Source organism: Hyphomicrobium sp. NDB2Meth4, from assembly GCF_900117445.1.
Classification (GTDB): Bacteria; Pseudomonadota; Alphaproteobacteria; order Rhizobiales; family Hyphomicrobiaceae; genus Hyphomicrobium_A.
In genome coordinates, this window is the sequence record NZ_FPEJ01000005.1 from 21,785 (window position 1) to 43,864 (window position 22,080).

At 63.3% G+C, this 22,080-nt stretch carries 26 protein-coding genes; 16 read left to right on the forward strand and 10 right to left on the reverse strand.

Annotation, left to right across the window (positions count from 1 at the left end; genetic code table 11):
- Positions 1-2: 2 nt before the first annotated feature.
- Both NDB2M4_RS08995 and NDB2M4_RS09000 read left to right on the forward strand, forming a co-directional pair.
- Positions 3-371 carry a DUF6867 family protein gene (locus NDB2M4_RS08995; RefSeq protein WP_072373575.1) on the forward strand — a complete coding sequence of 123 codons (369 nt, stop codon included), beginning with the start codon at positions 3-5 and terminating at the stop codon, positions 369-371.
- 78 nt (positions 372-449) lie between these two features.
- Positions 450-1,574, forward strand: coding sequence for a branched-chain amino acid ABC transporter substrate-binding protein (locus NDB2M4_RS09000; protein WP_072373577.1), 1,125 nt, complete (start codon positions 450-452; stop codon positions 1,572-1,574).
- A gap of 154 nt (positions 1,575-1,728) precedes the next feature.
- On the opposite strand, the gene NDB2M4_RS09005 is transcribed toward NDB2M4_RS09000, so the two are convergent.
- On the reverse strand, positions 1,729-1,929 hold the full coding sequence (locus NDB2M4_RS09005; RefSeq protein WP_072373580.1) for a hypothetical protein: 201 nt from the start codon (positions 1,927-1,929) through the stop codon (positions 1,729-1,731).
- Between the two features lie 436 nt (positions 1,930-2,365).
- Here NDB2M4_RS09005 and purB point away from each other — a divergent pair, with 436 nt between their 5' ends.
- Together purB and NDB2M4_RS09015 are read left to right on the forward strand one after the other, a co-directional pair.
- A complete protein-coding gene (gene purB, locus NDB2M4_RS09010) occupies positions 2,366-3,673 on the forward strand; it encodes an adenylosuccinate lyase (RefSeq protein ID WP_072373583.1) in 1,308 nt (435 codons plus the stop codon).
- An 11-nt stretch (positions 3,674-3,684) separates the two neighbouring features.
- Complete coding sequence (locus tag NDB2M4_RS09015; protein WP_072373586.1) at positions 3,685-4,653, forward strand: DMT family transporter; 969 nt, start codon at positions 3,685-3,687, stop codon at positions 4,651-4,653.
- On the opposite strand, the gene NDB2M4_RS09020 is transcribed toward NDB2M4_RS09015, so the two are convergent.
- A complete protein-coding gene (locus NDB2M4_RS09020) occupies positions 4,650-5,114 on the reverse strand; it encodes an excalibur calcium-binding domain-containing protein (RefSeq protein WP_210186526.1) in 465 nt (154 codons plus the stop codon). The two genes, NDB2M4_RS09015 and NDB2M4_RS09020, sit on opposite strands and share 4 nt — an antisense overlap.
- A 109-nt stretch (positions 5,115-5,223) precedes the next feature.
- Here NDB2M4_RS09020 and NDB2M4_RS09025 point away from each other — a divergent pair, with 109 nt between their 5' ends.
- Complete coding sequence (locus NDB2M4_RS09025) at positions 5,224-6,288, forward strand: hypothetical protein (RefSeq protein WP_072373589.1); 1,065 nt, start codon at positions 5,224-5,226, stop codon at positions 6,286-6,288.
- Between the two features lie 28 nt (positions 6,289-6,316).
- Here the strand turns inward: NDB2M4_RS09025 and NDB2M4_RS09030 are convergent, their stop codons facing one another.
- Complete coding sequence (locus NDB2M4_RS09030; protein WP_072373592.1) at positions 6,317-7,105, reverse strand: outer membrane protein; 789 nt, start codon at positions 7,103-7,105, stop codon at positions 6,317-6,319.
- A gap of 105 nt (positions 7,106-7,210) precedes the next feature.
- Here NDB2M4_RS09030 and NDB2M4_RS09035 point away from each other — a divergent pair, with 105 nt between their 5' ends.
- Positions 7,211-7,789, forward strand: coding sequence for an RBBP9/YdeN family alpha/beta hydrolase (locus NDB2M4_RS09035; RefSeq protein ID WP_072373595.1), 579 nt, complete (start codon positions 7,211-7,213; stop codon positions 7,787-7,789).
- Between the two features lie 9 nt (positions 7,790-7,798).
- On the opposite strand, the gene NDB2M4_RS09040 is transcribed toward NDB2M4_RS09035, so the two are convergent.
- The gene (locus NDB2M4_RS09040) at positions 7,799-8,122 is read right to left on the reverse strand and encodes a DUF1476 domain-containing protein (protein ID WP_072373598.1); all 324 of its coding nucleotides are present in this window, start codon (positions 8,120-8,122) and stop codon (positions 7,799-7,801) included.
- Between the two features lie 348 nt (positions 8,123-8,470).
- Between NDB2M4_RS09040 and purC the strand changes: the two genes are divergently transcribed.
- The 4 genes from purC to purQ all read left to right on the forward strand — a co-directional run bounded on the left by purC (position 8,471) and on the right by purQ (position 10,780).
- Positions 8,471-9,265 (forward strand): phosphoribosylaminoimidazolesuccinocarboxamide synthase, encoded by a 795-nt coding sequence (gene purC, locus NDB2M4_RS09045; RefSeq protein ID WP_072373601.1) that lies wholly within the window; start codon positions 8,471-8,473, stop codon positions 9,263-9,265.
- Between the two features lie 78 nt (positions 9,266-9,343).
- Positions 9,344-9,586 (forward strand): phosphoribosylformylglycinamidine synthase subunit PurS, encoded by a 243-nt coding sequence (gene purS, locus NDB2M4_RS09050; RefSeq protein ID WP_072373604.1) that lies wholly within the window; start codon positions 9,344-9,346, stop codon positions 9,584-9,586.
- 1 nt (position 9,587) lies between these two features.
- Positions 9,588-10,052, forward strand: a complete 465-nt coding sequence (locus NDB2M4_RS09055; RefSeq protein ID WP_072373607.1) for a hypothetical protein — start codon at positions 9,588-9,590, stop codon at positions 10,050-10,052.
- Between the two features lie 23 nt (positions 10,053-10,075).
- Positions 10,076-10,780 (forward strand): phosphoribosylformylglycinamidine synthase subunit PurQ, encoded by a 705-nt coding sequence (purQ, locus tag NDB2M4_RS09060; RefSeq protein ID WP_072373610.1) that lies wholly within the window; start codon positions 10,076-10,078, stop codon positions 10,778-10,780.
- Between the two features lie 557 nt (positions 10,781-11,337).
- On the opposite strand, the gene NDB2M4_RS20205 is transcribed toward purQ, so the two are convergent.
- Positions 11,338-11,490, reverse strand: coding sequence for a hypothetical protein (locus NDB2M4_RS20205; RefSeq protein ID WP_171988061.1), 153 nt, complete (start codon positions 11,488-11,490; stop codon positions 11,338-11,340).
- Here NDB2M4_RS20205 and NDB2M4_RS09065 point away from each other — a divergent pair.
- The gene (locus NDB2M4_RS09065) at positions 11,483-12,604 is read left to right on the forward strand and encodes an autotransporter outer membrane beta-barrel domain-containing protein (RefSeq protein ID WP_171988062.1); all 1,122 of its coding nucleotides are present in this window, start codon (positions 11,483-11,485) and stop codon (positions 12,602-12,604) included. The genes NDB2M4_RS20205 and NDB2M4_RS09065 overlap by 8 nt on opposite strands.
- Positions 12,605-12,638: 34 nt before the next feature.
- Here the strand turns inward: NDB2M4_RS09065 and NDB2M4_RS20210 are convergent, their stop codons facing one another.
- Both NDB2M4_RS20210 and NDB2M4_RS09075 read right to left on the reverse strand, forming a co-directional pair.
- Positions 12,639-12,800: a hypothetical protein gene (locus NDB2M4_RS20210; RefSeq protein WP_171988063.1), complete on the reverse strand. Its 162-nt coding sequence runs from the start codon at positions 12,798-12,800 to the stop codon at positions 12,639-12,641.
- A 132-nt stretch (positions 12,801-12,932) separates the two neighbouring features.
- Positions 12,933-13,322 (reverse strand): B-box zinc finger protein, encoded by a 390-nt coding sequence (locus NDB2M4_RS09075; protein WP_072373619.1) that lies wholly within the window; start codon positions 13,320-13,322, stop codon positions 12,933-12,935.
- A gap of 485 nt (positions 13,323-13,807) precedes the next feature.
- On the opposite strand from NDB2M4_RS09075, the gene purL reads away from it, so the two are divergent.
- From purL to NDB2M4_RS09100, 5 genes are all read left to right on the forward strand, one after another.
- Positions 13,808-16,051 (forward strand): phosphoribosylformylglycinamidine synthase subunit PurL, encoded by a 2,244-nt coding sequence (gene purL, locus NDB2M4_RS09080; RefSeq protein ID WP_244536107.1) that lies wholly within the window; start codon positions 13,808-13,810, stop codon positions 16,049-16,051.
- A 133-nt stretch (positions 16,052-16,184) separates the two neighbouring features.
- Entirely contained in the window at positions 16,185-16,415 is a 231-nt protein-coding gene (locus NDB2M4_RS09085) for a BolA family protein (protein ID WP_072373622.1), read from the forward strand.
- 174 nt (positions 16,416-16,589) lie between these two features.
- Positions 16,590-16,949: a Grx4 family monothiol glutaredoxin gene (gene grxD / locus NDB2M4_RS09090; protein ID WP_072374923.1), complete on the forward strand. Its 360-nt coding sequence runs from the start codon at positions 16,590-16,592 to the stop codon at positions 16,947-16,949.
- Positions 16,950-17,063: 114 nt separating this feature from the next.
- The gene (locus NDB2M4_RS09095; RefSeq protein WP_072374926.1) at positions 17,064-17,723 is read left to right on the forward strand and encodes a glutathione S-transferase family protein; all 660 of its coding nucleotides are present in this window, start codon (positions 17,064-17,066) and stop codon (positions 17,721-17,723) included.
- A gap of 105 nt (positions 17,724-17,828) precedes the next feature.
- Positions 17,829-18,965, forward strand: coding sequence for a paraquat-inducible protein A (locus NDB2M4_RS09100; protein ID WP_072373625.1), 1,137 nt, complete (start codon positions 17,829-17,831; stop codon positions 18,963-18,965).
- Between the two features lie 95 nt (positions 18,966-19,060).
- On the opposite strand, the gene rpsD is transcribed toward NDB2M4_RS09100, so the two are convergent.
- From rpsD to NDB2M4_RS09115, 3 genes are all read right to left on the reverse strand, one after another.
- Positions 19,061-19,678 carry a 30S ribosomal protein S4 gene (rpsD, locus tag NDB2M4_RS09105; RefSeq protein WP_072373628.1) on the reverse strand — a complete coding sequence of 206 codons (618 nt, stop codon included), beginning with the start codon at positions 19,676-19,678 and terminating at the stop codon, positions 19,061-19,063.
- Positions 19,679-19,899: 221 nt separating this feature from the next.
- Positions 19,900-20,517: a hypothetical protein gene (locus NDB2M4_RS09110; RefSeq protein WP_072374929.1), complete on the reverse strand. Its 618-nt coding sequence runs from the start codon at positions 20,515-20,517 to the stop codon at positions 19,900-19,902.
- A 139-nt stretch (positions 20,518-20,656) separates the two neighbouring features.
- Positions 20,657-21,922 carry an RNA methyltransferase gene (locus NDB2M4_RS09115; RefSeq protein ID WP_244536108.1) on the reverse strand — a complete coding sequence of 422 codons (1,266 nt, stop codon included), beginning with the start codon at positions 21,920-21,922 and terminating at the stop codon, positions 20,657-20,659.
- Positions 21,923-22,080: the final 158 nt, after the last annotated feature.

Sequence of the window (22,080 nt, forward strand, 5' to 3'; positions counted from 1 at the left end):
CGATGGGCTTTTACGAGACTGGCGACAATGGACTTTGGATCTTTCTGCTCATCACCGTCCTGATCGGAGGGGCGGCGGCGCACGCGGCAGGGTCCGCCATCGCCTCCACTTGGCGTCCCACCTGGCAGGTGTTCACATCGGCTTTTCTGCTCACCTGCGCCGTCCGCTTCCTCCACTACGCGCTGTTCCAAGAGCCTCTGCTCTCGCTGCGCAACTTCATCGTCGACTACATCGTCGTCGCAACGGCGTGCGCTTGGGGCTTTCGCATGACCCGCGTGCGCCAGATGATTGAGCAATATCCGTGGGCTTACGAGCGCGCTGGATTTTTCTGGTGGCGACGCAAAGGCACTTCCCCTCGACCGCGGGGATGACATTTCCCATAATTCGGACAAACATGCCGCACTTCTTGTCCGCGAGCTTCCTTCCGCCGTTCACCCCGAGAGGTTCTAATGAAACCAGCAACAGCTTTCGCAGCCTTGGCGATCGCCATCACCGCACTTGTCGCCGGCTGCGATAGCGGACCCGAAAAGCTGAAATTCGGCGTCGCTGGTCCCATGACCGGTACCGACGCAGCCTTCGGCACTCAGCTCAAGAACGGAGCCGAACAGGCCGTGGCGGATATCAACGCCGCCGGCGGCATCAATGGACAGCAGGTCGAGCTTCTCGTTGGCGATGACGCGGCCGACCCACGCCAGGGCGTCTCCGTCGCTAACAACTTCCTCGGCGAGGGCGTCCATTTCGTCATCGGCCACTTCAACTCGGGCGTCACCATTCCGGCATCGGAGGTCTACGTCGAGAATGGCATGCTGATGATCACGCCGGGCTCCACCAACCCGGTCGTCACCGAGCGGAACATGTGGAACGTGTTTCGCACTTGCGGCCGCGACGACCAGCAGGGCGCCGTTGCCGGCAACTACATCGCCCAGAACTTCAAGGATAAGAAGGTCGCCATCCTCGACGACAAGACGCCTTACGGCCAGGGCCTCGCCAACGAGACTCGTAAAGCCATGCAGGCCGGCGGCGTCTCCGAAGCGCTGTCTGAAAGCGTCAGCGCCAACGAGAAGGATTTCAGCGCCCTCGTCTCCAAGCTCAAGAACGCGGGCATCGATCTGGTCTACTGGGGTGGCGTCCACACCGCTGGCGGCCTCATCCTCCGTCAGATGCGCGAAGGCGGCGTCAACGCCGTCTTCATGTCGGGCGACGGCATCGCCAGCGACGAATTCGCTGCCATCGCCGGCCCCGCCGCCGAGGGCGCGTTGATGACCTTCGGACCCGACCCGCAGAAGCGCCCCGAGGCCAAGCAGGTCATCGAGCGTTTCGAAGCGCGCGAGTATAAGCCCGAGGCCTATACCCTCTACAGCTACGCCGCCGTGCAAGTCTTGAAGCAGGCCATCGAGGCAACCAAGTCCGTCGATCCCAAGACGGTCGCTGCCTACATGCGCACTGGCGTACCCTTCAACACCGTCATCGGCGATCTCGCCTTCGACGAGAAGGGCGACATAAAGCAGGTGGGCTACGTGCTCTACACTTGGGTCAAGCAGCCCGATGGGCGCCTCACCTACGTCCAGAACTGACGCGCACAACGCGTCCTCGACCAGACAAAACAAAAGCGCCGGGGTATGACCTCGGCGCTAATTCATTCCGAAAGTTCTCTTGTCCGCCTATTCGCGACGTTGAAGGTCGCGTCTTATTTTTGAGCTTCGAGCGAAGCCCCCGGCGGACGATTTATCAGTCGCGGCCCTGCGAAGCAGCCAGGCACTCAGCAACAAGCTGCCGCTCGATGAGCACTAGATCGTCCGGCACCTTGATGCCGGCCTGACGATAACCACGAATTTTGGCCTGCACCTTCGCATAGCCCTCACGGGGATCGTCCGTTTGCTCCAGCTCGGAATTGAGCTGCGCGATCTCACCTTGCATTTGGTTAGACATTACGCGGCCTTTGCCCTCGTTGTTTTCCTACCTTCTTGCGCCCGGTCAAATCCGGGATGAGGCATCCTCGTTATAGGAGTCTATGCGATGCCTCTAAGTAACTTTTCGTTTCACTCCCACACCTTCAAGAGTAGAGCCGTGATTTCAATGGCTAACGTGACAATCTGTCCACAGTGTCGACTGCCGCAGCGCAGCGTTACGAGATTGTAATTGTGGCGCATTCTTGACGTTGCTAGAGGACTGCAACAACAACGCAAGTAATTCTTGTGTGCGTTGCAGCAATATCGCGGCACTGTGGGCTTTGTGCCCGCTTGCACTTCGCTAAACTGCAACAAGCAAGTATTCCAGCAGATACCCATCATTAGTCTTCCGATTGAAGACCAGGGCCGGTGTCTGCTACGGGTCCGCTCTCCTTTATTCCCCGCGAGGCCCAAGAATGATTCCGCGCTACAGCCGCCCCGAGATGGTTTCGATCTGGGACGCTGAAACCCGCTTCCGCATCTGGTTCGAGATCGAGGCTCACGCTGCCACGGCGATGGCCGAGCTTGGGGTGATCCCGCACCACGCGGCCAAGAAGATCTGGGACAAGGGCCGTCACGCGAAGTTCGACATCGCCCGCATCGACGAGATCGAGCGCGAGACCAAGCACGATGTCATCGCCTTCCTCACCCACCTCGCCGAGATCGTCGGCCCCGAGGCGCGCTTCGTGCACCAGGGCATGACCTCGTCCGACGTGCTCGACACCTGCCTCAATGTGCAGTTGAAGCGCGCCGCCGACCTGCTGATCGCCGATGTCGACGCCCTGCTCGCCGCACTGAAGCGACGCGCCCTGGAGCACAAGACAACGCCCAGCATTGGCCGCAGCCACGGCATACATGCCGAGCCGGTCACGTTCGGTCTGAAGCTTGCCTACGCCTATGCCGAGTTCGATCGCGCCCGCCAGCGCCTCATCGCCGCCCGCGACGAGATCTCGACCTGCGCCCTGTCCGGCGCCGTCGGCACCTTCGCCAATATCGATCCGCGCATCGAGGTGTATGTCGCCGAGAAGATGGGCCTCAAGCCGGAGCCCGTCTCCACGCAGGTGATCCCGCGCGACCGCCACGCCATGTATTTCGCCACGCTCGCCGTGGTCGCCTCGTCCATGGAGCGCCTCGCGATCGAGATCCGCCACCTGCAGCGCACCGAGGTCCTGGAAGCCGAGGAGTTCTTCTCCGCCGGCCAGAAGGGCTCCTCCGCCATGCCGCACAAGCGCAACCCTGTGCTGACGGAGAACCTCACCGGTCTCGCCCGCATGGTGCGCGCCTACGCGCTTCCCGCCATGGAGAACGTCGCCCTCTGGCACGAGCGCGACATCTCTCATTCCTCAGTCGAGCGCATGATCGGACCCGACGCCACCATCACGCTCGACTTCGCGCTGGCGCGCCTCACCGGCGTCATCGACAAGCTCGTCGTCTACCCCGAGAACATGCAGAAGAACCTCGACAAGCTCGGCGGCCTGCATAACTCGCAGCGCGTGCTGCTTGCTCTGACGCAGGCTGGCGCTTCGCGCGAGGACGCCTATCGGCTCGTGCAGCGCAACGCGATGAAGACGTGGCTCGAGGGCAAGGATTTTCTCGCCGAGCTCAAGGCCGACAAGGACGTCACCGACAAGCTCTCCGCGGCCGAACTCGAAGCGATGTTCGACCTCGGCTACCACTTCAAGCACGTCGATACGATCTTCAACCGCGTGTTCGGCGAGGCCTGATCGCAACTCGCATGAATTCCACCGCCAGCCGCGCGGTCGGCTACGCCTGCGCCGCTACCGGCGCCGCCTTCTTCTCCACCAAGGCGATCTTCGTGAAGCTCGCCTTCGCGGAGCAGGTGGATGCATCGCTGATGCTGGCTTACCGGATGCTGTTCGCAACACCCGTGTTCGTTGCCATCGGCGTATGGGCCTACGCCCAGCGCCGCGCGAAGGGACTGCCCCCACCTGACGCATCGAGCATCATTTGGGCGGTGCTCGTCGGTTTCCTCGGCTACTACGTCGCCTCAGCTTTCGACTTCGCCGGTCTGCAATACATCAACGCCGGGCTGGAACGGCTGGTGCTATTCACCTACCCGTTGTTCGTGATGTTCATCGGCGCGGCCCTTTACCGCCAGCCCATCACTGCGTTCGGCGTCGCGGCAGCGCTCGTCACCTACGCCGGGCTTGCGATCGTGTTCATCACCGACCTGCCGACAGGCGGCCATAACACCGTCATCGGTATGCTGCTGGTGCTCGGAGCCGCCATCTCATTCGCCTGGCATCAGATCCTCGCCAAGCGCTGCATCGTCCCGCTCGGGCCCGTGCTCTTCACCAGCATCGCGCTATCATCCGCGGGCCTGTTCTGCGTCGCCCATCACCTGATCTTCGGCGGCGGCAACTTCGCGGCCAGCCCTCGCTTTCTCTGGCTCTCGTTCGGCTGCGCCATGGTGGCGACAGTGTTGCCGACCTTCCTGATCAATGCCGGACTCTCGCGCACATCCCCGCAAGCCGTGTCGATGATCGCCACGCTCTCGCCCATCGTCACCATTGGCCTTGCCATCCAGCTCCTCGGCGAGCCGTTCACGCTTCCCGATGCCATCGGCTCCGCGCTCGTCCTTGCCGGCGTCGGCGTCTTCACCTGGGGTGACTCGCGCAACAAGACACGATCTGCGACACCCGAACCCGAGGTGACGTCGGCCGCGGAAATCCGGCCAACCTAGCGCCCCCCGCACAAGCTCTCGCACGGCACGCCGTCCTTGTCGCGGTCGAGAGAGCGCACACCGCAGGTCGTCAGATAGAACCGCGCTTCCGCACAGCTCCCCATCTCGCCGCACCTACGCTTGCCAGCACATTGGAAGGCTCCTGCCGCACCCGCGGCCGCAGAGCTGTCATCAGTCTCCGACAGCGGCGCGAACTGTTCTAACGGCGCATCAGTCCCTGGCAACGTCGCGCCGCGCAGCCGCCGATATTCCTCCATGGTCTTACCGCACACGTTCTCGCACGGGATGCCGTCGTTATCGGCGTCCCTTTCGCCCTCGCCGCAGATTGAAAAGTGGTAGTAGGCCTCCGCGCAGCTCTGCATCTGCCCGCACTTTTTCTCCGCGCAATCGAACGATTGGGCCGGCACGACTGCCACGAAACTTAGCGCGAAAACAACCATGCAGGTGACGTGTGGTGGCATGGGGAGCTGCGGGTGCGGAAAGCACAAAAGGTAACAGCGACCGCACGAAAGCATGCGATGACTTGGTGGTTTTAGTTTAATTTGCCGTGCCGGGAGAGCCGTACCGACCATGCCGAAATCGATAGAACCAGCCGTCTGGCGCCGGCTTGCGATCACCGCTGCGGCGCTCGCCGCCTACTGTCTTGGCACCAACATCCCGCTCCCCGGAATAGATACAGCCGCGCTCGCGCAGGTCGGACATCAGGACAGCGAGGCGATCACTAACCTTTCGGTCTTCGCCATCGGCATCATGCCGCTGCTCAACGCCATGATCCTGTTCGAGATCGCCAAGTTGCTGTTCCCCGCTATCAGACGCTGGGAAGCCACTTCACCACGCAACGCTTACCGCATGTGGTACGCGCTCGTCGGCCTGTCGCTGCTGCTCGCTCTCATTCAGGCGGGCGGCCTTGCAAGCGCGCTGGAAGACGTAGGTGGCCTCGTCGTAGAGCCGGGGCACGCCTTCCGCACCACCGCCATCGCCACTCTCGTCGCGGGATCGATCGTGAGCATCTCCCTCATGATTATCATCGACACCGCCGGCATCGGATTCGGCCTGTGGCTGTTGTTTCTTTCAAGCGGCCTGATCGAAATGCCGCGCACCGTGGCAGCCCTCGCCCTCATCACGTCGAGCGGCGAATACGCTGCAGCATCTCTCCTGCTCTCGCTCGCCTTCACCGCGCTTGCCTTGGCCTTGGTGGTAAATCTCGTCCTTGTCGCCCGAGCAGCTCCCACGGTGCTTCATGCCACCCTGTGGTCCCCGATCATCGCCCTAACGGCGATCACACCGGCGATGTTCACGCTCGGGCTCTTCGCCACCTGGAACATCGACCGCGCCACAGACATCGCGCTCCCCGGAAGCGTCCCGTGGTATGTGGCTCTGGCGGTCGTGGTGGCGCTTGTCGTGTGGCTCTACCGCCGCTCTTACACCGCAGCAGGGATTACCTTCCCAATGCCCTCAGCGCCGATCATCGCCAGCCTTGCGTTCATCGTCATTGCCGGCGCACTGCTCGAACAGTACTGGGGCGTCGTCCTCCCGCTCGGAGGCACGCAGCTCATCATCGCCGCCGTCGTGGACGCATCCATGTTGGTCGAATGGAGCAGGGGTAAGAAAGCGGCAGCGCAGCCGGCTGCGTGAGCCAGCGCTGCGCTTACCGATCAGGAAATCAGTCTTCCGGACGGAACAGATAGCTCGCGCGCAACGTCACCAGCGACAGGTTCGCGTTGCCTGTAACCGCCGCCGGATCCCCGATCGGAATACCGATCAGGCAAAGATCGCACGAGGCTGCAGTCGAGAGATCGAGGTCGACATACTGATAGTCGATGCCGACGATAAAGCTCGGATGCCAAGCGTATTCGACGCCGCCGCCAATCGTCCAGCCATCGACAAAATCAGACGTCGAAGCCGTTGTAAAAGCACCGCTGGAGTTGAAGCCAGAAGCAGAGAGAGTGGCATTGCCGCCAGCCCAGCCGCCTTTGACGTAGACCATCGTGCGGTCCCACGTGTAGCCAATGCGCGGCTCCACGAACAGCAGCCAGTCGATTTCCGTCTTGAAGGTATCTGTGGAAACAACAGGGCTCGTCGATTGATTGAGCCCCATGCCTATGAACGAGGCTTCAAGACCAAAGATCCAGTTGCCCATCTGGATGTTGCCGCCACCGAACACGCCGCCTTGGAAGCTGCTCGGCGAGAAGCTGGCGCCGCCCGGAGCGTTGAACTCGGTGTAGTGCTCATCCCAGCTGATGTCGCTCCAAACGCCACCGACCTTGCCGCCGATGTACATGCCGCTCCAGTCGGTCACGCACTGGCAGTCGGTCATCGGCGTGCCCGGAACCCAGCGTCCTGGCTGTCCCGGCTGCCACGCATCGGCCTGGGCCTGCTGCGCACCTAGAACCAGCGACCCAGCCGCCATCGCGACCAGCACCAGTTGCCCCATCAGCTTTGGCTTGCGCATGCATCACCGTAGAATCATTTTTCCCCTCTTGCTCTTCTAAGGTGAGTCGCCATTTGCGCATAACTTGTCCGCACGATTTCCACGCGCGACCAACACGAGGCATGCATGAAAACAGCAGACGTCGACATCCTCACCGTGCCGGGCTGGCTCGACTCGGGTCCCGACCACTGGCAGTCCCGCTGGGAGCGCAACCTTGCCACCGCAAAGCGCATCGCACAGGATGACTGGCACGCGCCGGACAAGGACGCGTGGGTGTCGAACATCGTCTCGGCTGTCGGACAGGCGACGCGGCCTGCCGTGCTCGTTGCGCATAGCCTCGGCGTGATCGCCGTCGCCTATGCTGCGCCCCAGCTGCAAGGCAAGGTCGCCGGCGCGTTCCTCGTCGCCCCCGCCGATGTGGACAACCCATCAGCCTGGCCCCCCAATCAGGGACACGCCTGGCCTGCCGACAGCTTCGGCTTCGCGCCTGTGCCGATGCACCCTCTCGGCTTTACAGCGCTGGTGCTCGCCGCCGCCGACGATCCCTACTGCGCGCAGGACCGCGCCCGGGCGTTTGCCGACGCCTGGGGAGCGGGTTTTGTCGATGTCGGACAGGCCGGCCATATTGCCGACCATTCTGGACACGGACCTTGGCCGGACGGATTGCTCCGCTTCGGTAAGTTCCTCGCCGGCCTCAAGGCCTGAGGGCCCGCGTTAGCGCGAGCCCTCGATCTCGCCGACCGCCTTGGCCAGGCACTCGGCCATCTGGGCACGGATGTCGGCGTCCGGAATGCTCACGCCGGCTGCAGCGAAATCGCTGTGAATCTTACGAAAAACGTCCTCATCGCCCTTCTCCTGAAGGTCGGCCTTGAGGACAGAGCGGACGTAATCTTCCAGCGCCGCGCCCGTGATTCCCAGCTTCGCTGCGGCCCACTCCGCCAGCAGCTTGTTCCGCCGCGCCTCAGCCCGGAACTTAAGGTCTTGATCCAGCGCGAATTTCTTCTCGAAACCCTTTTCGCGATCGTCAAACGTGGTCATTCGTCTCTCCACCTGAGCATGTCGCCGCAGGGCCTCACCCCATGGCAGAAAAGGTTGCAGCTCCCGCCATGAAAACTGCGGCCGCGGGAGCCATAACCCGGCCCCTTGCGGCATTCAATGACCAGTTCCAATCCGTTAGCGACACTTGCGACCTTTCCCATCCTTAAGATTGTTTCCAGGGATGGGTTCGGCTAGTGTCCCCCTAGGTGTCCGACCTTCTAAGCCGTCTCCCCATCTTCGGCACCTGCAGACAAGAAAAAACAGCAAATACAGCAGCTTACATCTTGCCGGCAGGTCGGCTCGATCGTCGCACAGCATAGAATTTCAAGTCGAAGGACAAAGGCTCAAATGAACAGGCGTCGTCGCATCTACGAGGGCAAGGCCAAGGTGCTTTACGAAGGCCCCGAGCCCGGCACGCTCATCCAGCATTTCAAGGATGACGCCACCGCGTTCAACGCCAAGAAGCACGCGCTCATCGAAGGCAAGGGCGTGCTCAACAACCGCATTTCCGAATACGTCTTCCAGCGCCTTGGTGAGATCGGCGTGCCGACGCACTTCATGCGCCGCCTCAACATGCGCGAGCAGCTGATCCGCGAAGTCGAGATCGTTCCGCTCGAGGTCGTCGTGCGCAACGTCGCCGCCGGCTCTCTTGCAACGCGCCTCGGCCTCGAGGAAGGCATGCAGCTGCCGCGCTCGATCATCGAGTTCTACTACAAGGACGACGCGCTCGGCGATCCGATGGTCTCCGAGGAGCACATCACCGCGTTCGGCTGGGCGACGCCCCAGGAGATCGACGAGATCATGCAGCTCGCGCTGCGCATCAACGACTTCCTCGTCGGCCTCTTCCTCGGCATCGGCATCCGCCTCGTCGACTTCAAGATCGAGTTCGGCCGTCTGTGGGACAACGAGCAGATGCGCATCGTCCTCGCTGACGAGATCAGCCCCGACTGCTGCCGTCTGTGGGACATCGCCACGTCCGACAAGCTCGACAAGGACCGTTTCCGCCGCGACCTTGGTGGTCTCCTCGAGGCCTACCAGGAAGTGGCGCGCCGCCTCGGCGTCTTCACCGGCAACCGCCCGGCCAAGGGCCTCGGCCCCGTGCTGGTTGCATCCAACCCGACCGCCAACGGCAAACCCAACTAAGGCAATCGGCACTAGGCAATCGGCATTGGGAATGTCCCTGCTATTGCCTAGTGCCCAATGCCAATTGCCCGAGCTCACATGAAAGCCCGCATCCGCATCACTCTCAAGAACGGCGTCCTCGATCCGCAGGGGAAGGCCATCCAGAACGCGCTCGCCGCGCTCGGCATCGGCGGCGTCGACGACGTCCGCCAAGGCAAATACATCGAGGTCCAGCTTTCCGAGACCGACGAGGCTCGCGCCAAGGAAACGGTCGAGCGCATGTGCAAGGACCTGCTCGCCAACTCCGTCATCGAGAACTACAGCTACGAGCTGGCCGCCTGATATGCGTTTGCGGCGCCCCGCAGTATGGCTGGCCGGACTGATCCTGCCGGCCGCTGCGATCGCCCAGGGCAATCTGACCAGCAATCCGAGCAATCCACCCGACATCGACTGCTCGCTCGGCTTCGAGGCACTGCGTGCCGCTGTTCAGGCGCTGCCCAGCGCCCAGACCGGCGAGGGCAGCGGCTTCGACGTGGTGATGGTGTCGCGCCCCGACGTTTGGCGCGCCGAGATCTCGATCACGACCAGCTGGCATCCGGCCTACCCCGCCGTCACCATGCGCACCTTCCGCAAGCAGGTGACCGGCGTCTGGACCGCACAGAGCAAGTCCTGCGGATACGGCGACCAGGGCCAGTTCGCCGCTCTTGTCGAGCAGATGAAGGCCGGCGATAAAGCCCTCACTGATGCTTCGCGCGCGGCTGTTGACCGCGCCAAGGCCAGCAAGTCACCTCTGGCCCCGCCAAACTGACCCGTCCACCAGGTAGAGCCCCAATGCTACGCGCTTCCGTCATCGTCTTCCCCGGCTCCAACTGCGACCGCGACGTGCAGGTGGCCATCGAGAAGATCACCGGCTTCCCGGTGAAGATGGTCTGGCACGGCGACGCTTCGGTGCCGGCCTCCGACCTGATCGTACTGCCCGGCGGCTTCTCCTACGGCGATTACTTGCGCTGCGGGGCCATGGCGGCCCACTCGCCAATCATGCGCGACGTCATCGCCAAGGCCAAGGCAGGCACGCCCGTGCTCGGCATCTGCAATGGATTCCAGGTGCTGTGCGAGTCGGGGCTTCTTCCCGGTGTCCTGATGCGCAACGCCTCGCTCAAGTTCATCTGCCGTGACGTCACGCTGCGCGTCGACAACGCCAAGACCTTCTTCACCAACTGCTACCGCAAGGACCAGATTGTCCGCCTGCCGGTCGCGCACGCAGAAGGCAACTACTTCGCCGACACAGAGACGCTCGACCGCCTCGAGGGCGAGGGCCGCGTCGTGTTCCGCTATTGCGATGAAGCCGGCGAAGCAACGCCCGAGGCAAACCCCAACGGCGCCCAGCGCAACATTGCCGGCATCTGCAGCGAGAACGGCCGCGTTGTCGGCCTGATGCCGCATCCCGAGCGCTTGTTCGAATTGCCGTTGGGCGGAGCCGACGGCCGCCGCATGTTCGAAAGCGCGCTCGTCAGCGCCCTCGAGCCAATGGTCTAGTCGAGCCAAAGACCACACCGCTCCCCCCACACGGCCAGCTGGTGCTCTGCCGCAACACTAGCGGCCGCTTGGCTCACTTTGAGCACGCGGAAATTGCACGAATCGCCGGATGAGTCTCTTAAACGACGTATAGTTTCACCGTACGGTTGTTGACGACATGAGCATTTCCTCATCACGTCCAGCCCAATGTCCGGCTCCGAGCCCTCGGTTGCGTGCACCTCGTTGCGTGGCGTCCAACGACCAATGCGAGGAGATGCGCAAATGGCTACGCCCGCCCGATCAAGGCCAGTAACCCGCCGCCTGCTCGGGGGGTTCGCCGCAATCGGCGCATGTCTCGTAGGCACGTCGGCGCAGGCCGCTAATTCGATCGGCTGCCAAAACGTTAACGGTGGTTTCTACACTAGGACCTACGTAAACACGACGGTCCGTTCGATACCGAACTTCGCGATCGGCGAACAATTGAGCATAACTGTAAGCTCTATTTCGGCTGGCACGTTTACACTAAAGAACAGCGGTAACGTGGTGCGCCTGACCTGGACTGCGCCGGGTACCAAGACTTACACGGTCGCAAACGCCGCCGACGCCACCAGCTTGGCCTTGTCCAACGACACGAACCCTTCGAGCACCACAGTTTCGGCATCGTCGTGCAATCCCGACCCGGGACCGACACCGACGCCATCCAACACGGACCGATCGGCGGCGATGACCAAGAGCTTCCTCCAGAACCGTGTGAACGGCATCCTGTTGAACGATCCTGGTGCGACGAGCCTGCTGCATCGCTCCCAGCAAGTCGGCTCACAGCAGTACGCCAGCACCGGCACCGGGTCGGTGAACGTCGCCGGCAATGCCTCTGCCTTCGGCGCAGCCATGGGCTTGGGAGCCGGTCACTCCGATGACGCGGCCGTTTCAGCCACGGGCGGCAAGACCATCCAGTTCGCGCAGTCACTATCTCAACTGCGGCACCAAGCAGCCCAAGCGCAGATGCAGAAGGACCGCATGTCGCTCGGCGCCGGTGACGGCGGTGCGCTACCACTCGCCTACGAAAGCGCTTCGCCCTGGGATATCTGGGTTGAAGGCCGTTACTCAGCCTTCGACGACGACAGCGGCAACCTCGACAGCAGCGGTCACGTCGGCGTGCTTTACTTCGGCGGTGACTATCGCGTCGCCGACAACGTGATCGTCGGTGTTCTGGCGCAGTTCGATTGGTCCAAAGATGATACCGGCGCCCTCGCCTCGAGCGTCAGCGGCAATGGCTGGATGATCGGACCCTACATGTCCGCGCGTGTGCACGAAAACATCTACCTCGATGTGCGCGCCGCCTGGGGCCGGTCATCGAACGACCTCACGCTCGGCTCGACCACCGGAGACTTCGACACCTCGCGCTGGCTGGTCAAAGGCACTCTCGCCGGCAACTGGATGTATGACGCCTGGCGCATCACCCCGTCAGCCGACCTCGCCTACATCAGCGAGAGCGCCGATGCGTTCACCAACTCGGCCGGCAATTTCGTCGCCGGCCAGAGCGTCTCGCTTGGCCGCCTGCAGTTTGGCCCCGAGATCGGCTACCGCTTCGCGCACACCGCCGACACGTTCTTCGAGCCGTTCGCCGCCATCAAAGGCGTGTGGGACTTCGACAATCCAAACGTCTCCATCATCGACGGATACGTCGTTGGTCCCGGCGACTTCTGGGGGCGCTTGCAGGGCGGCTTGAACGTCATGACGACGAACGGCTGGAACGTCCGCGGCCTCGCTTCGTGGGATGGGCTCGGCGCGGGTGACTACAACGGCTACACCCTGCAGGGCACGATCAACGTCCCCCTGAACTGACGGCAACGTGCTTCCGCGGAGGGCCGGCGCACCTCTAGTGCGTCGCACCCTTGCCGCGGTTGGAACCCGACGATGGGATGGCGGCAACTTCCGCCCCTTCGATCGCGCTCTTGCGCGTGCCGATGCCATAGAGGCCTGCAAGCAAGGCAGCGCACAACATGGTCGTCCTGGTGGCGTTCATCGCATTCGCGGACATGGGCGCCCGATCTTTCTTCAAATGCTGTCGCCTTTGAAAATCGAAACCGCACTCAAAAAAAAGCGCGCCGAACCCTAGCCCGACGCGCCCTTGCCACCTCATCTAGAAGGCGGCTCGTCTACCCGCTGCTTCTTACCGTGCAACCGGCGTGTAAGCCGTCTGCTGCATCGTCTCGACCGACATCGCGGTGGCAGCCGGACCGCAGTAGAAGGCCAGCTCCTTGCCCTCGCCGGTATCGAAGGACACGCGCTGTCCGGCCTTCACTGCAGCACGGAAGCGAGTTGGCGTGATCTCGACAACTCCCGCGCCCGTCGGCTCTTCACCGACGACCAAGGTAAGCTGGCAGACGCCCGAAACGGTTTCGAAGTAGCCGATCGCGTGCTTGCTTCCGACGTGGACGCTGACGGCGTGCATCGGCTTGAATGTCTTCTGCTCCTCGCTTGCGGTGGCACCCTGAACGGTGAGTGCGGTGAACCCTGCAAGCATGGCGGCAACAATAGTGCCCTTCTTGATCGCGGACATGCTCCAGCTCCTTTTGCTGCGAGAGAAGGCCGACGGGTTGGCAACTAGGGAGAACGCCCCCGTCAGCGACAAGGACATAGTTAAGCTCCCGGGCGGGCGACGAAAATGCAGAATGGTGCATCGCAGCAATGATCCCGGCGCAGCGCGCAACTGTCGCGGGTAGTCGCCTGAACCTACCCCACCGGGTAGCCAGCCGCAGTTTGCCTTCCACGTGCAACGAAGCAATTGCGCAGCATCTTCGGGCCTTTTCCGTGCGCCGAGTCTGTCAATGATTGCTCCGTGCGCACATCAACGCAGCCCACGCCGCACCACACTCACTTGAGCAATGTCATTGCGCCGTCGCATGGCTGACGGTTGCCTTGATCCTCTCGCCCGCTGCGCCACACCTGCAGGGCGACAACGCCGAGCGTCGCGGCTATAAGCGCTGGCATCTGCCCCTCAGAATCGCTCCTGAGCCATCACACGAGCCAGCAGAAGCCCCGCGCATGGATGCAAAGACCGAGAGCATGTCCGCCAGCACCGCCTCCAAAGAATTCACCATCACCCCGGAGATCGTCGCTGAGCACGGCCTCAAACCGGACGAATATAAGCGCCTTCTGAAAATCCTCGGCCGCGAGCCAAGCTTCACCGAGCTCGGCATCTTCTCGGTCATGTGGTCCGAGCACTGCTCCTACAAATCATCGCGCGTCTGGCTGAAGACGCTGCCCACGACCGGCAAGCAGGTCATCCAGGGCCCTGGCGAGAACGCCGGCGTTGTCGACCTCGGCGATGGCGATGCCGTCGTGTTCAAGATGGAAAGCCACAACCACCCGAGCTACATCGAGCCCTATCAAGGCGCGGCCACCGGTGTCGGCGGCATCATGCGCGACGTCTTCACCATGGGCGCGCGCCCCGTCGCCAACCTCAACGCCCTGCGCTTCGGCGCCCCCGACCACCCCAAGACGCGCCACCTCGTCGACGGCGTCGTCGCCGGCATCGGCGGCTATGGCAATTGCGTCGGCGTGCCGACCGTCGGAGGCGAGACCAACTTCGACGCGGGCTACAACAACAACATCCTCGTCAACGCCATGTGCGCCGGCCTCGCGCGCGCCGACAAGATCTTCTACTCGGCCGCCAAGGGCGTCGGCCTGCCCGTCGTGTACGTTGGCTCCAAGACCGGCCGCGACGGCATCCACGGCGCCACCATGGCCTCCGCGGAGTTCGACGATAAGTCTGACGAGAAGCGCCCCACCGTTCAGGTCGGCGACCCCTTCACCGAGAAACTTCTCATCGAGGCATGCCTCGAGCTGATGGAGAAGGACGTTATCATCGCCATCCAGGACATGGGCGCCGCCGGCCTCACCTCCTCCTCGTGCGAGATGGCCGACAAGGGCGGCGTCGGCATCACGCTGAACCTCGACCACGTGCCCCAGCGCGAAGCGGCGATGACCGCTTACGAGATGATGCTCTCGGAGAGCCAGGAGCGCATGCTCATGGTGCTGAAGCCGGGCTCGGAACCGGAAGCCGAAGCCATCTTCCACAAGTGGGGCCTCGACTTCGCCATCGTCGGCGAGACCACCGACACCGGCCGCATGATCGTCACCCACCACGGCAAGGTCGAAGCCGACATCCCGGTGACGACGCTCGCCAACTCCGCGCCCATCTACGAGCGCCCCTGGTACCCGACGACGCCGCCCAAGATGATCCTGCCCGAGTGGGTCCCGGCGCCGAACGCCATGCTGGATACCCTGAAAACGCTGATGGGTGGCCCCGCCCTCGCCTCGCGTCGCTGGATCTGGGAGCAGTACGATCACATGGTCATGGGCGACACCGTGCAGCGCCCCGGCGGCGATGCCGCCGTCGTGCGCGTCCACGGCACGCAGAAGGGTCTAGCGCTCGCTTGCGACGTCACCCCGCGCTACGTCGCTGCCGATCCCGCCATGGGCACCAAGCAAGCTGTCGTCGAAACCTGGCGCAACCTCACCGCCGTCGGCGCTGATCCGCTCGCCATCACCGACAACATGAACTTCGCCAACCCCGAGCGCCCCGAAGTCATGGGCCAGTTCGTCGGCTCGGTGAAGGGCATGGCGGAAGCCTGCCGCGTGCTCGACTATCCCGTCGTCTCCGGCAACGTCTCGCTTTACAACGAGACCAACGGCGTCGGCATCCCACCTACGCCCGCCATCGGTGGCGTCGGCCTCATCCCCGACGTCGCCCACATGGCCGACATCAAGCTGAAGCGCGAGAACGAGCTGCTGATCGTCATCGGCCGCGAAGCCGGTCACCTCGGCCAGTCGCTCTATCAGGAGCTGGCCACCGGCAAGTTCGAAGGCGCCCCTCCCCCCGTCGACCTCGCCGACGAGATCAAGGCCGGCCGTCTCGTCCGCGCTCTGATCCGCGAAGGCAAGGTTTCGGCCGTGCATGACGTGTCCGATGGTGGCCTGCTCGTCGCCATCGCCGAGATGGCCCTCGCCGGCAATATGGGCGCCGACATCTTCGCCTACGAAGGACGCCTGCCCGCGCACGCCATCTGGTTCGGCGAGGACCAGGGCCGCTATGTCGTGGCCGTCGACCCGATGCTGGCCGAGCAGGTGCTGGAACGCGCGCGCCTGCTGGCTCTTCCTGCCCGCATCGTGGCCCGCACGGGCGGCGACAGCATCGCCCTCAAGGGCGAGCAGCCGCTGTCCCTGGCCGACCTGCGCGCCGCCAACGAAGGCTGGCTCCCCGCCTTCATGGCCGGCCCACACTGATCATCGTTTCGAGGGGCTGACGCGCGCCCAACCTGTCGGAAAACCTACAAATCCGACAGTCAAGTTGTTCGTTGGGCTCGCCGAAAAAACAGCTTATGCTTTCGGCCAGACAGCTATTCGAGGAGGTGCGCACATGGCTATGGATTCTGGTGAGATCGAGCGACTGATCAAAGCCAAGTTCCCCAATGCGCAGATTGAGATCCGGGACCTTGCCGGCGACGGCGATCACTATGCAGCCCACGTCGTAGCCCCTGAATTCACGGGCAAAACGCGTGTTCAACAGCATCAGATGGTTTACGAGGCCCTCGGCGGCCGCATGGGCGGTGCCCTGCACGCGCTGGCGCTCACCACTGCAGCACCCTGAGCAAAAGCCCTATCTCAAAGCCCATCGATCCTGCGGGACCCCAGCGGCCGGTTGACCCGGCCGCACCGCTCCGATTGACTTTGCCGCGCGGCGGCACACATTTCGCAACAGACTTCGCATCAGACATAAATGCCGGTACGCACCGGCAAGAGGCCGAACACGGAAGGACGCCACATGACCACCCCCCAGCAGGACGTACAGGACTGGATCCGCAACACGCTCGCAACGAACGACGTCGTCCTGTTCATGAAGGGCAACAAGAACATGCCCCAGTGCGGGTTCTCCGCCCAGGTCGATCACATCCTTCGACTGCTCGGCGTCGACTTCAAGGACATCAACGTCCTGCAGGACCTCTCGATCCGCGAGGGCATCAAGTCGTTCTCGAACTGGCCGACCATCCCGCAGCTCTACGTCAAGGGTGAGTTCGTCGGCGGCTGCGACATCGTCCGCGAGATGCTCGAAGCCGGCGAGCTGACCGCCCTCTTCGATGAGAAGGGCGTGGCTTACGACAAGAGCAAGATCGCCGTCGCCTGAGGCCCTTGGCCGGACGACCGAATAGGTATCGAAAGGGCGCCTCGGGGCGCCCTTTGCTTTTCCGAGGCGCCCATGTTCGCGCCGCCACACATCCGACGGGTTGGAGAACACTTCATGCTGCGCGTTTATGGACACCCGCTCGCCTCGTTCTACTGGAAGGTGCTGATCGCGCTTTACGAGCGCAGCGTCCCCTTCGACTTCCTGATGGTCGATGGCGAGCATTCCAAGAACGCCGAGGCCATTGCCCGCCTCGCGCCCACCGGACAATTCCCTGTGCTGGTCGACGGCGACCGCGTGGTGGTCGAATCCGCTGCGATCATCGAATACCTCGACCTCAATCACGGCACCGCCGCGCCGATGGTGCCCGCCGATCGCAACGCCGCCATCGAGGCGCGGCAGATGGACGGAATCTTCGACGACTACGTCTCCGCACCGCTGACGCGCATGGTCCTCAATGCCATCCGCCAGCCCGACAAGCGCGATCCCCACGCGGACCCTGAGGCGCAGGCACTGCTCGACAAAAGCTATTCCTGGCTCGACCGCTGGATGACCGGACGAACCTGGGCCGCTAACGACACATTCGGTATTGCCGAGTGCGCGGCCGGGCCAGCGCTCTTCTATGCCCATTGGGGCTATCCCATTCCCGAGGAGTATGCCGCGCTGCGGGCCTATCGCGCGCGGCTGCTTGCCCGCCCCTCCATCGTCCGCGCAATCGAAGAGGCCCGCCCGTGGCTCCAGTATTTCCCCCTCAAGGATCGTGGCACGCCGCACTGAGCGAGAAGGCCGCATCGGCCCTAGTTTTGCCGCGCCGCGTGCATTGAGTGGTCCCCGCGCGGACGGTTATAATCCGCACCAACGTATCGTGAGGATCACTCGCCCATGCGGCTCGGCGGCCGGCGCTTCCTGTTGAGCTTTGCCATCATCGCCGCCGCGGTGTGCCTCGCGCTCGGCATCTCGCTGCCCATCCTCAAGCTCACCAAATTCATCTTCTGGACCAGCGAATATTCGCTGCTGTCGACCGTCGGCGTGCTGCTCCGCCAGGGCCAGACGTTCCTCGGCCTCGTCGTGCTGATCTTCTCGATCGTCTTCCCGGTCGTGAAGCTGCTGTATCTGCTGCTGGTCTCCACGTTGCCCGCCGCCGAACTCCGCCGCCATGCCAAGCGCCTCAAGGCCATCGAATGGATTGGCAAATGGTCGATGCACGACGTGCTGGTTCTGGCGTTGACGATCTTCTTCCTCAAGAGCCAGGGCGTGTACGACGCCGCGAGCCTCCCGGCCGTCTACTTCTTCACCACCGCCGTCGCACTGATGATCCTGTCCTACGCTTGGCTAAAGACCGACGTCGCCGCCACGGCGGAGATCATGGCGGTCGAGCCGCGCATTCCACGCCAGCTCTCGGTGGTCCGCAACTTCCTGCTCAGCTTCCTGATCATCCTGGCGACGGTGTTCTTCGCCCTCGGCGTCATCCTGCCGGTGATCCGCTTCACCACCGTTTACGTGTGGACCAACGAGCACTCGATCGCGACCATCATCTGGGCCCTGTGGGAGAGCGAGGAATATTTCCTCTGCACCGTCGTGTTCGCAGTGTCGGTGTTCTTCCCGTTCCTGAAGCTGTTCTACCTGCTGACGCTCGTAACCTCGCCGGATCTCTCGCCAGAGTTCCGCCGCCGCTCCTTCTCGACCATGGAATGGCTTGGCCGCTACTCGATGACAGACGTCATGGTGCTGGCGCTGATGATCTTCTACGTGAACTCTTCCGGCTACACAGAAGCAGTCGTCATGCCCGGCGTCTACTTCTTCGCCGCCTCTGCCATCATCACCATGCTGGCATATGGTTGGGCCAATACCGTGCCGCCCATACGCCCCGCGGCCGCGAAAGCCGATGGCAGTCCAGTCGAGGCAGCCCCTTCGGCAGGCCAAGTCGTGACCATGCCCACCAACCCCGGTCGCCGTCACCGTCCAACGGGCAGCGATGGCGCGTTCCCCTCCCCGGTCGCCGACCCCGAACCGCTCTGACGCGCGCCCCTTGGTGCAAGCGCACGCGCACGCGCAAAAAACAAAGGCCCCCGCGAACGGAGGCCTTTGAAAAATTCGGTTCGCTCTGAACGCGATTAGCGCGAGTAGAACTCGACCACCAGGTTCGGTTCCATGTGCACCGGGTACGGCACGTCCGACAGGGTCGGCACGCGCACGAACTTGGCGCTGAGGCGACCATGATCGGCCTCGATGTAATCCGGCACGTCGCGCTCGGGGCTCTTGATGGCCTCGAGGACGAGCGGCATCTGGCGCGACTTCTCACGCACCTCGACCACGTCGCCCGGCTTGCAGCGATAGCTCGAAACCGTCACGCGGCGGCCGTTGACCGTCACGTGGCCATGGCTGACGAACTGGCGGGCGGCGAACACGGTCGGCACAAACTTGGCGCGATAGACGACGGCATCGAGGCGGCGCTCGAGCAGGCCGATCACGTGCTCGGAGGTCGAGCCCTTGAGGCGCGAGGCTTCCACATAGATGCGATGGAACTGGCGCTCGTTGAGATTGGCGTAGTAGCCCTTCAGCTTCTGCTTCGCCTTCAGCTGCTGGCCGTAGTCGGACAGCTTCTGCACGCGGCGCTCGCCATGCTGGCCGGGCCGCGATTCGCGCTTGTTGAGCGGGCTCTTCGGACGGCCCCAGATGTTTTCACCGAGGCGACGATCGATCTTGTATTTGGCGCGAAGGCGCTTGGTCATTGTAACAGCACTCCAGCGGTTGCTTGTTTGCGGAGCGCCCCCTCCTCTGCTGCGAGCGCCGAAGCTCTCGAAGCCGACAGGCCGCGCCGCCGAACGCGGGCGCCGCCACAGGTGCGCAACTAAAACGCGGGCCATTAACCTTTGGCCCGCGCAGAGGATGGCTAGATACCGGTTGCCAGCGGCCGCGTCAACCGAGGCAACCGCTTTCCAGCTTTTGGGGCTTACTTCGTCTGGGCGGCAGGCGTCGTGCCGGTCGCAGCAGGGGCAGCGCTGGAGGCCAGCGCCGGGCCCGACTTCACATAGGCGGCGATCAGCTCCTTCACCTTTTCCTTCTGCTCGGCCGTGCAGGTCTGGGCAGCCTTCTGGGCTTCCTCGGCCACAACGACTTCCTTAGCGTCACCCTTCACATCGTCCGCCTTCTCGACCAGCTTGATGCGGCCGGTCAGCAGCATGACCACGGTGAGGTGCAGCTGGTTGATGTAAACCATCTGCTGTGGCGACCACTTCTTCGACTGCGACTGGCGGCGCATCAGCGAGCTGTGATTGTCGCCCTGCTCCTGGGCCAGGCCGCACACCTGGGCATGGGCCGACAGGCGGCCTGCGCGGATCACCTCACGGGCGACATCCAGAGGCACCATGACCTCGTCGCGCTTGGTCTTGTCGATCAGGATCGTTTCACCATTGGGCCTGGTGAAGCGCTCGGGCGTCAGCGTCCAGGCGTATTCCATGAACGTACGCGTCGCCTTCTCGCTCAGCTCCTGCGCACCGGCGGGCGTCGCCGAAAAACTAGCGACGGCCATGATAACCGCGCACGCCCAACCGCTCCCCGCCCATTTCATGATCCACATCTCCTGAAACCGTCCCTGTGTTATATTGTTACTATTGGCTCTGGCCGCGACAGTCGGGTGCGCGCTGGAGCTTTAAACAGCCCATCGGGAGCGGCATCGCTCGGCTTTAAACTTGGCCAGATCATGGCAGCTAGGATGACGGCTTGCGGGCATTTCCCTTGCCCTTAACCAGCGTTGCAACAATACCACGGAGGGTGCGGACTTCCTGCTCCGTAGCCCCCATGCGGGAAAACATGGTGCGCACATTCCGAACCACGGTTGCACGCTTATGCGACGGATTGAAGAAGCCCATTCGCTCCAATTCCCCTTCGAGATGCTCGAAGAATCCAATCAGTTCCTCTTTGGTAGCGAGTCGGTCGGCGCCCATGTACAGCCCCGATTCGAGCGGCTTCTCGTAGGTAGTGACCCGGCCGAGACTCTGCCCCTCGGAACCCCGCATCCACTCATAGCCTAAGATCAGCACCGCCTGGGCGAGGTTGAGAGAAGCGAAACGAGAATTTACCGGGATCATGATGAGTGCATCGGCATTGGCAACCTCGGTGGTCTCCAATCCTGAGCGCTCCCGCCCGAACAGTACCCCGCACCGCTCCCCCTGGGCGATTCGCCGGCGCATCTCCGCGACCGCTTCCAGCGGCGTCATGACCGGCTTGCGCAGGTCCCGCTGCCGCGCCGTCGTCGCCGCCAGCCAGTTGACGTCGCCAATTGCCGTTTCCAGCGATGGGAACGCCCGCGCGTCATCGATGACATAGTTCGCCCCCGAGGCGGCAATGCGCGCCTTCTCGTTCGGCCAGCCGTCGCGCGGGTTGATCAGCCTGAGGTCATCTAGGCCGAAATTCGCCATCGCGCGCGCCACCATGCCGACGTTGTCGGCAAGTTGCGGCTCCATCAGCACGATCGACGGCGTCTCGCCTGCGCCGGCGAATGCACTTCCCGAGATGTTCGCCCGTCTGATCCCGTGCCGAAGCTTGCGCAACACCCGCCGCGCCCAGAACCAGTATTCCTCGCCCGCCCACGACTTCTCCAGCGCCGCGATGGATGGCGCAGCCAGCGTGCCCGCACCCTGGCCCCGAAGGCACACTGCGCCATCGCCGATGACGATTTCCTCATGGCGCGCGATGAAGTCGTCGAAGCTTGTGATCCCCAGTGCTTCGGTCCGCCGCTTGCAGCCCGGGCACGTGACATACTCGGCCCGGCAGCGCTCCTCCGCGCAGTAGGTTAGCAGGGGCTCTAGCGTCTCGCGGTCGAGCCCCGCAATGCCGAGTTCTTCCAGCCCGACGTCGATCGTCCGCTCGTGACAGGCACGCACGACCTCGGCCACGGGCCGTCCGGTGGCGCCGATACAGGGCGCCCTGAGGCCATCTACGATTTCGCTACTGATTTCGATTTGCGCCGTCACGGCTTCCAGTGCCTTCGCATGCGTTACCGCCGATGCCCCACCCCATAGCAGACCCGCGCGGAGCAACAAGCCGGGCACCGCCCGTTTGCGCTCCGCCGCACCCGCCACTCGCACAACTTGTTGCGACGCACCATCGTGGCTAATGTGCTCGGCGAGAC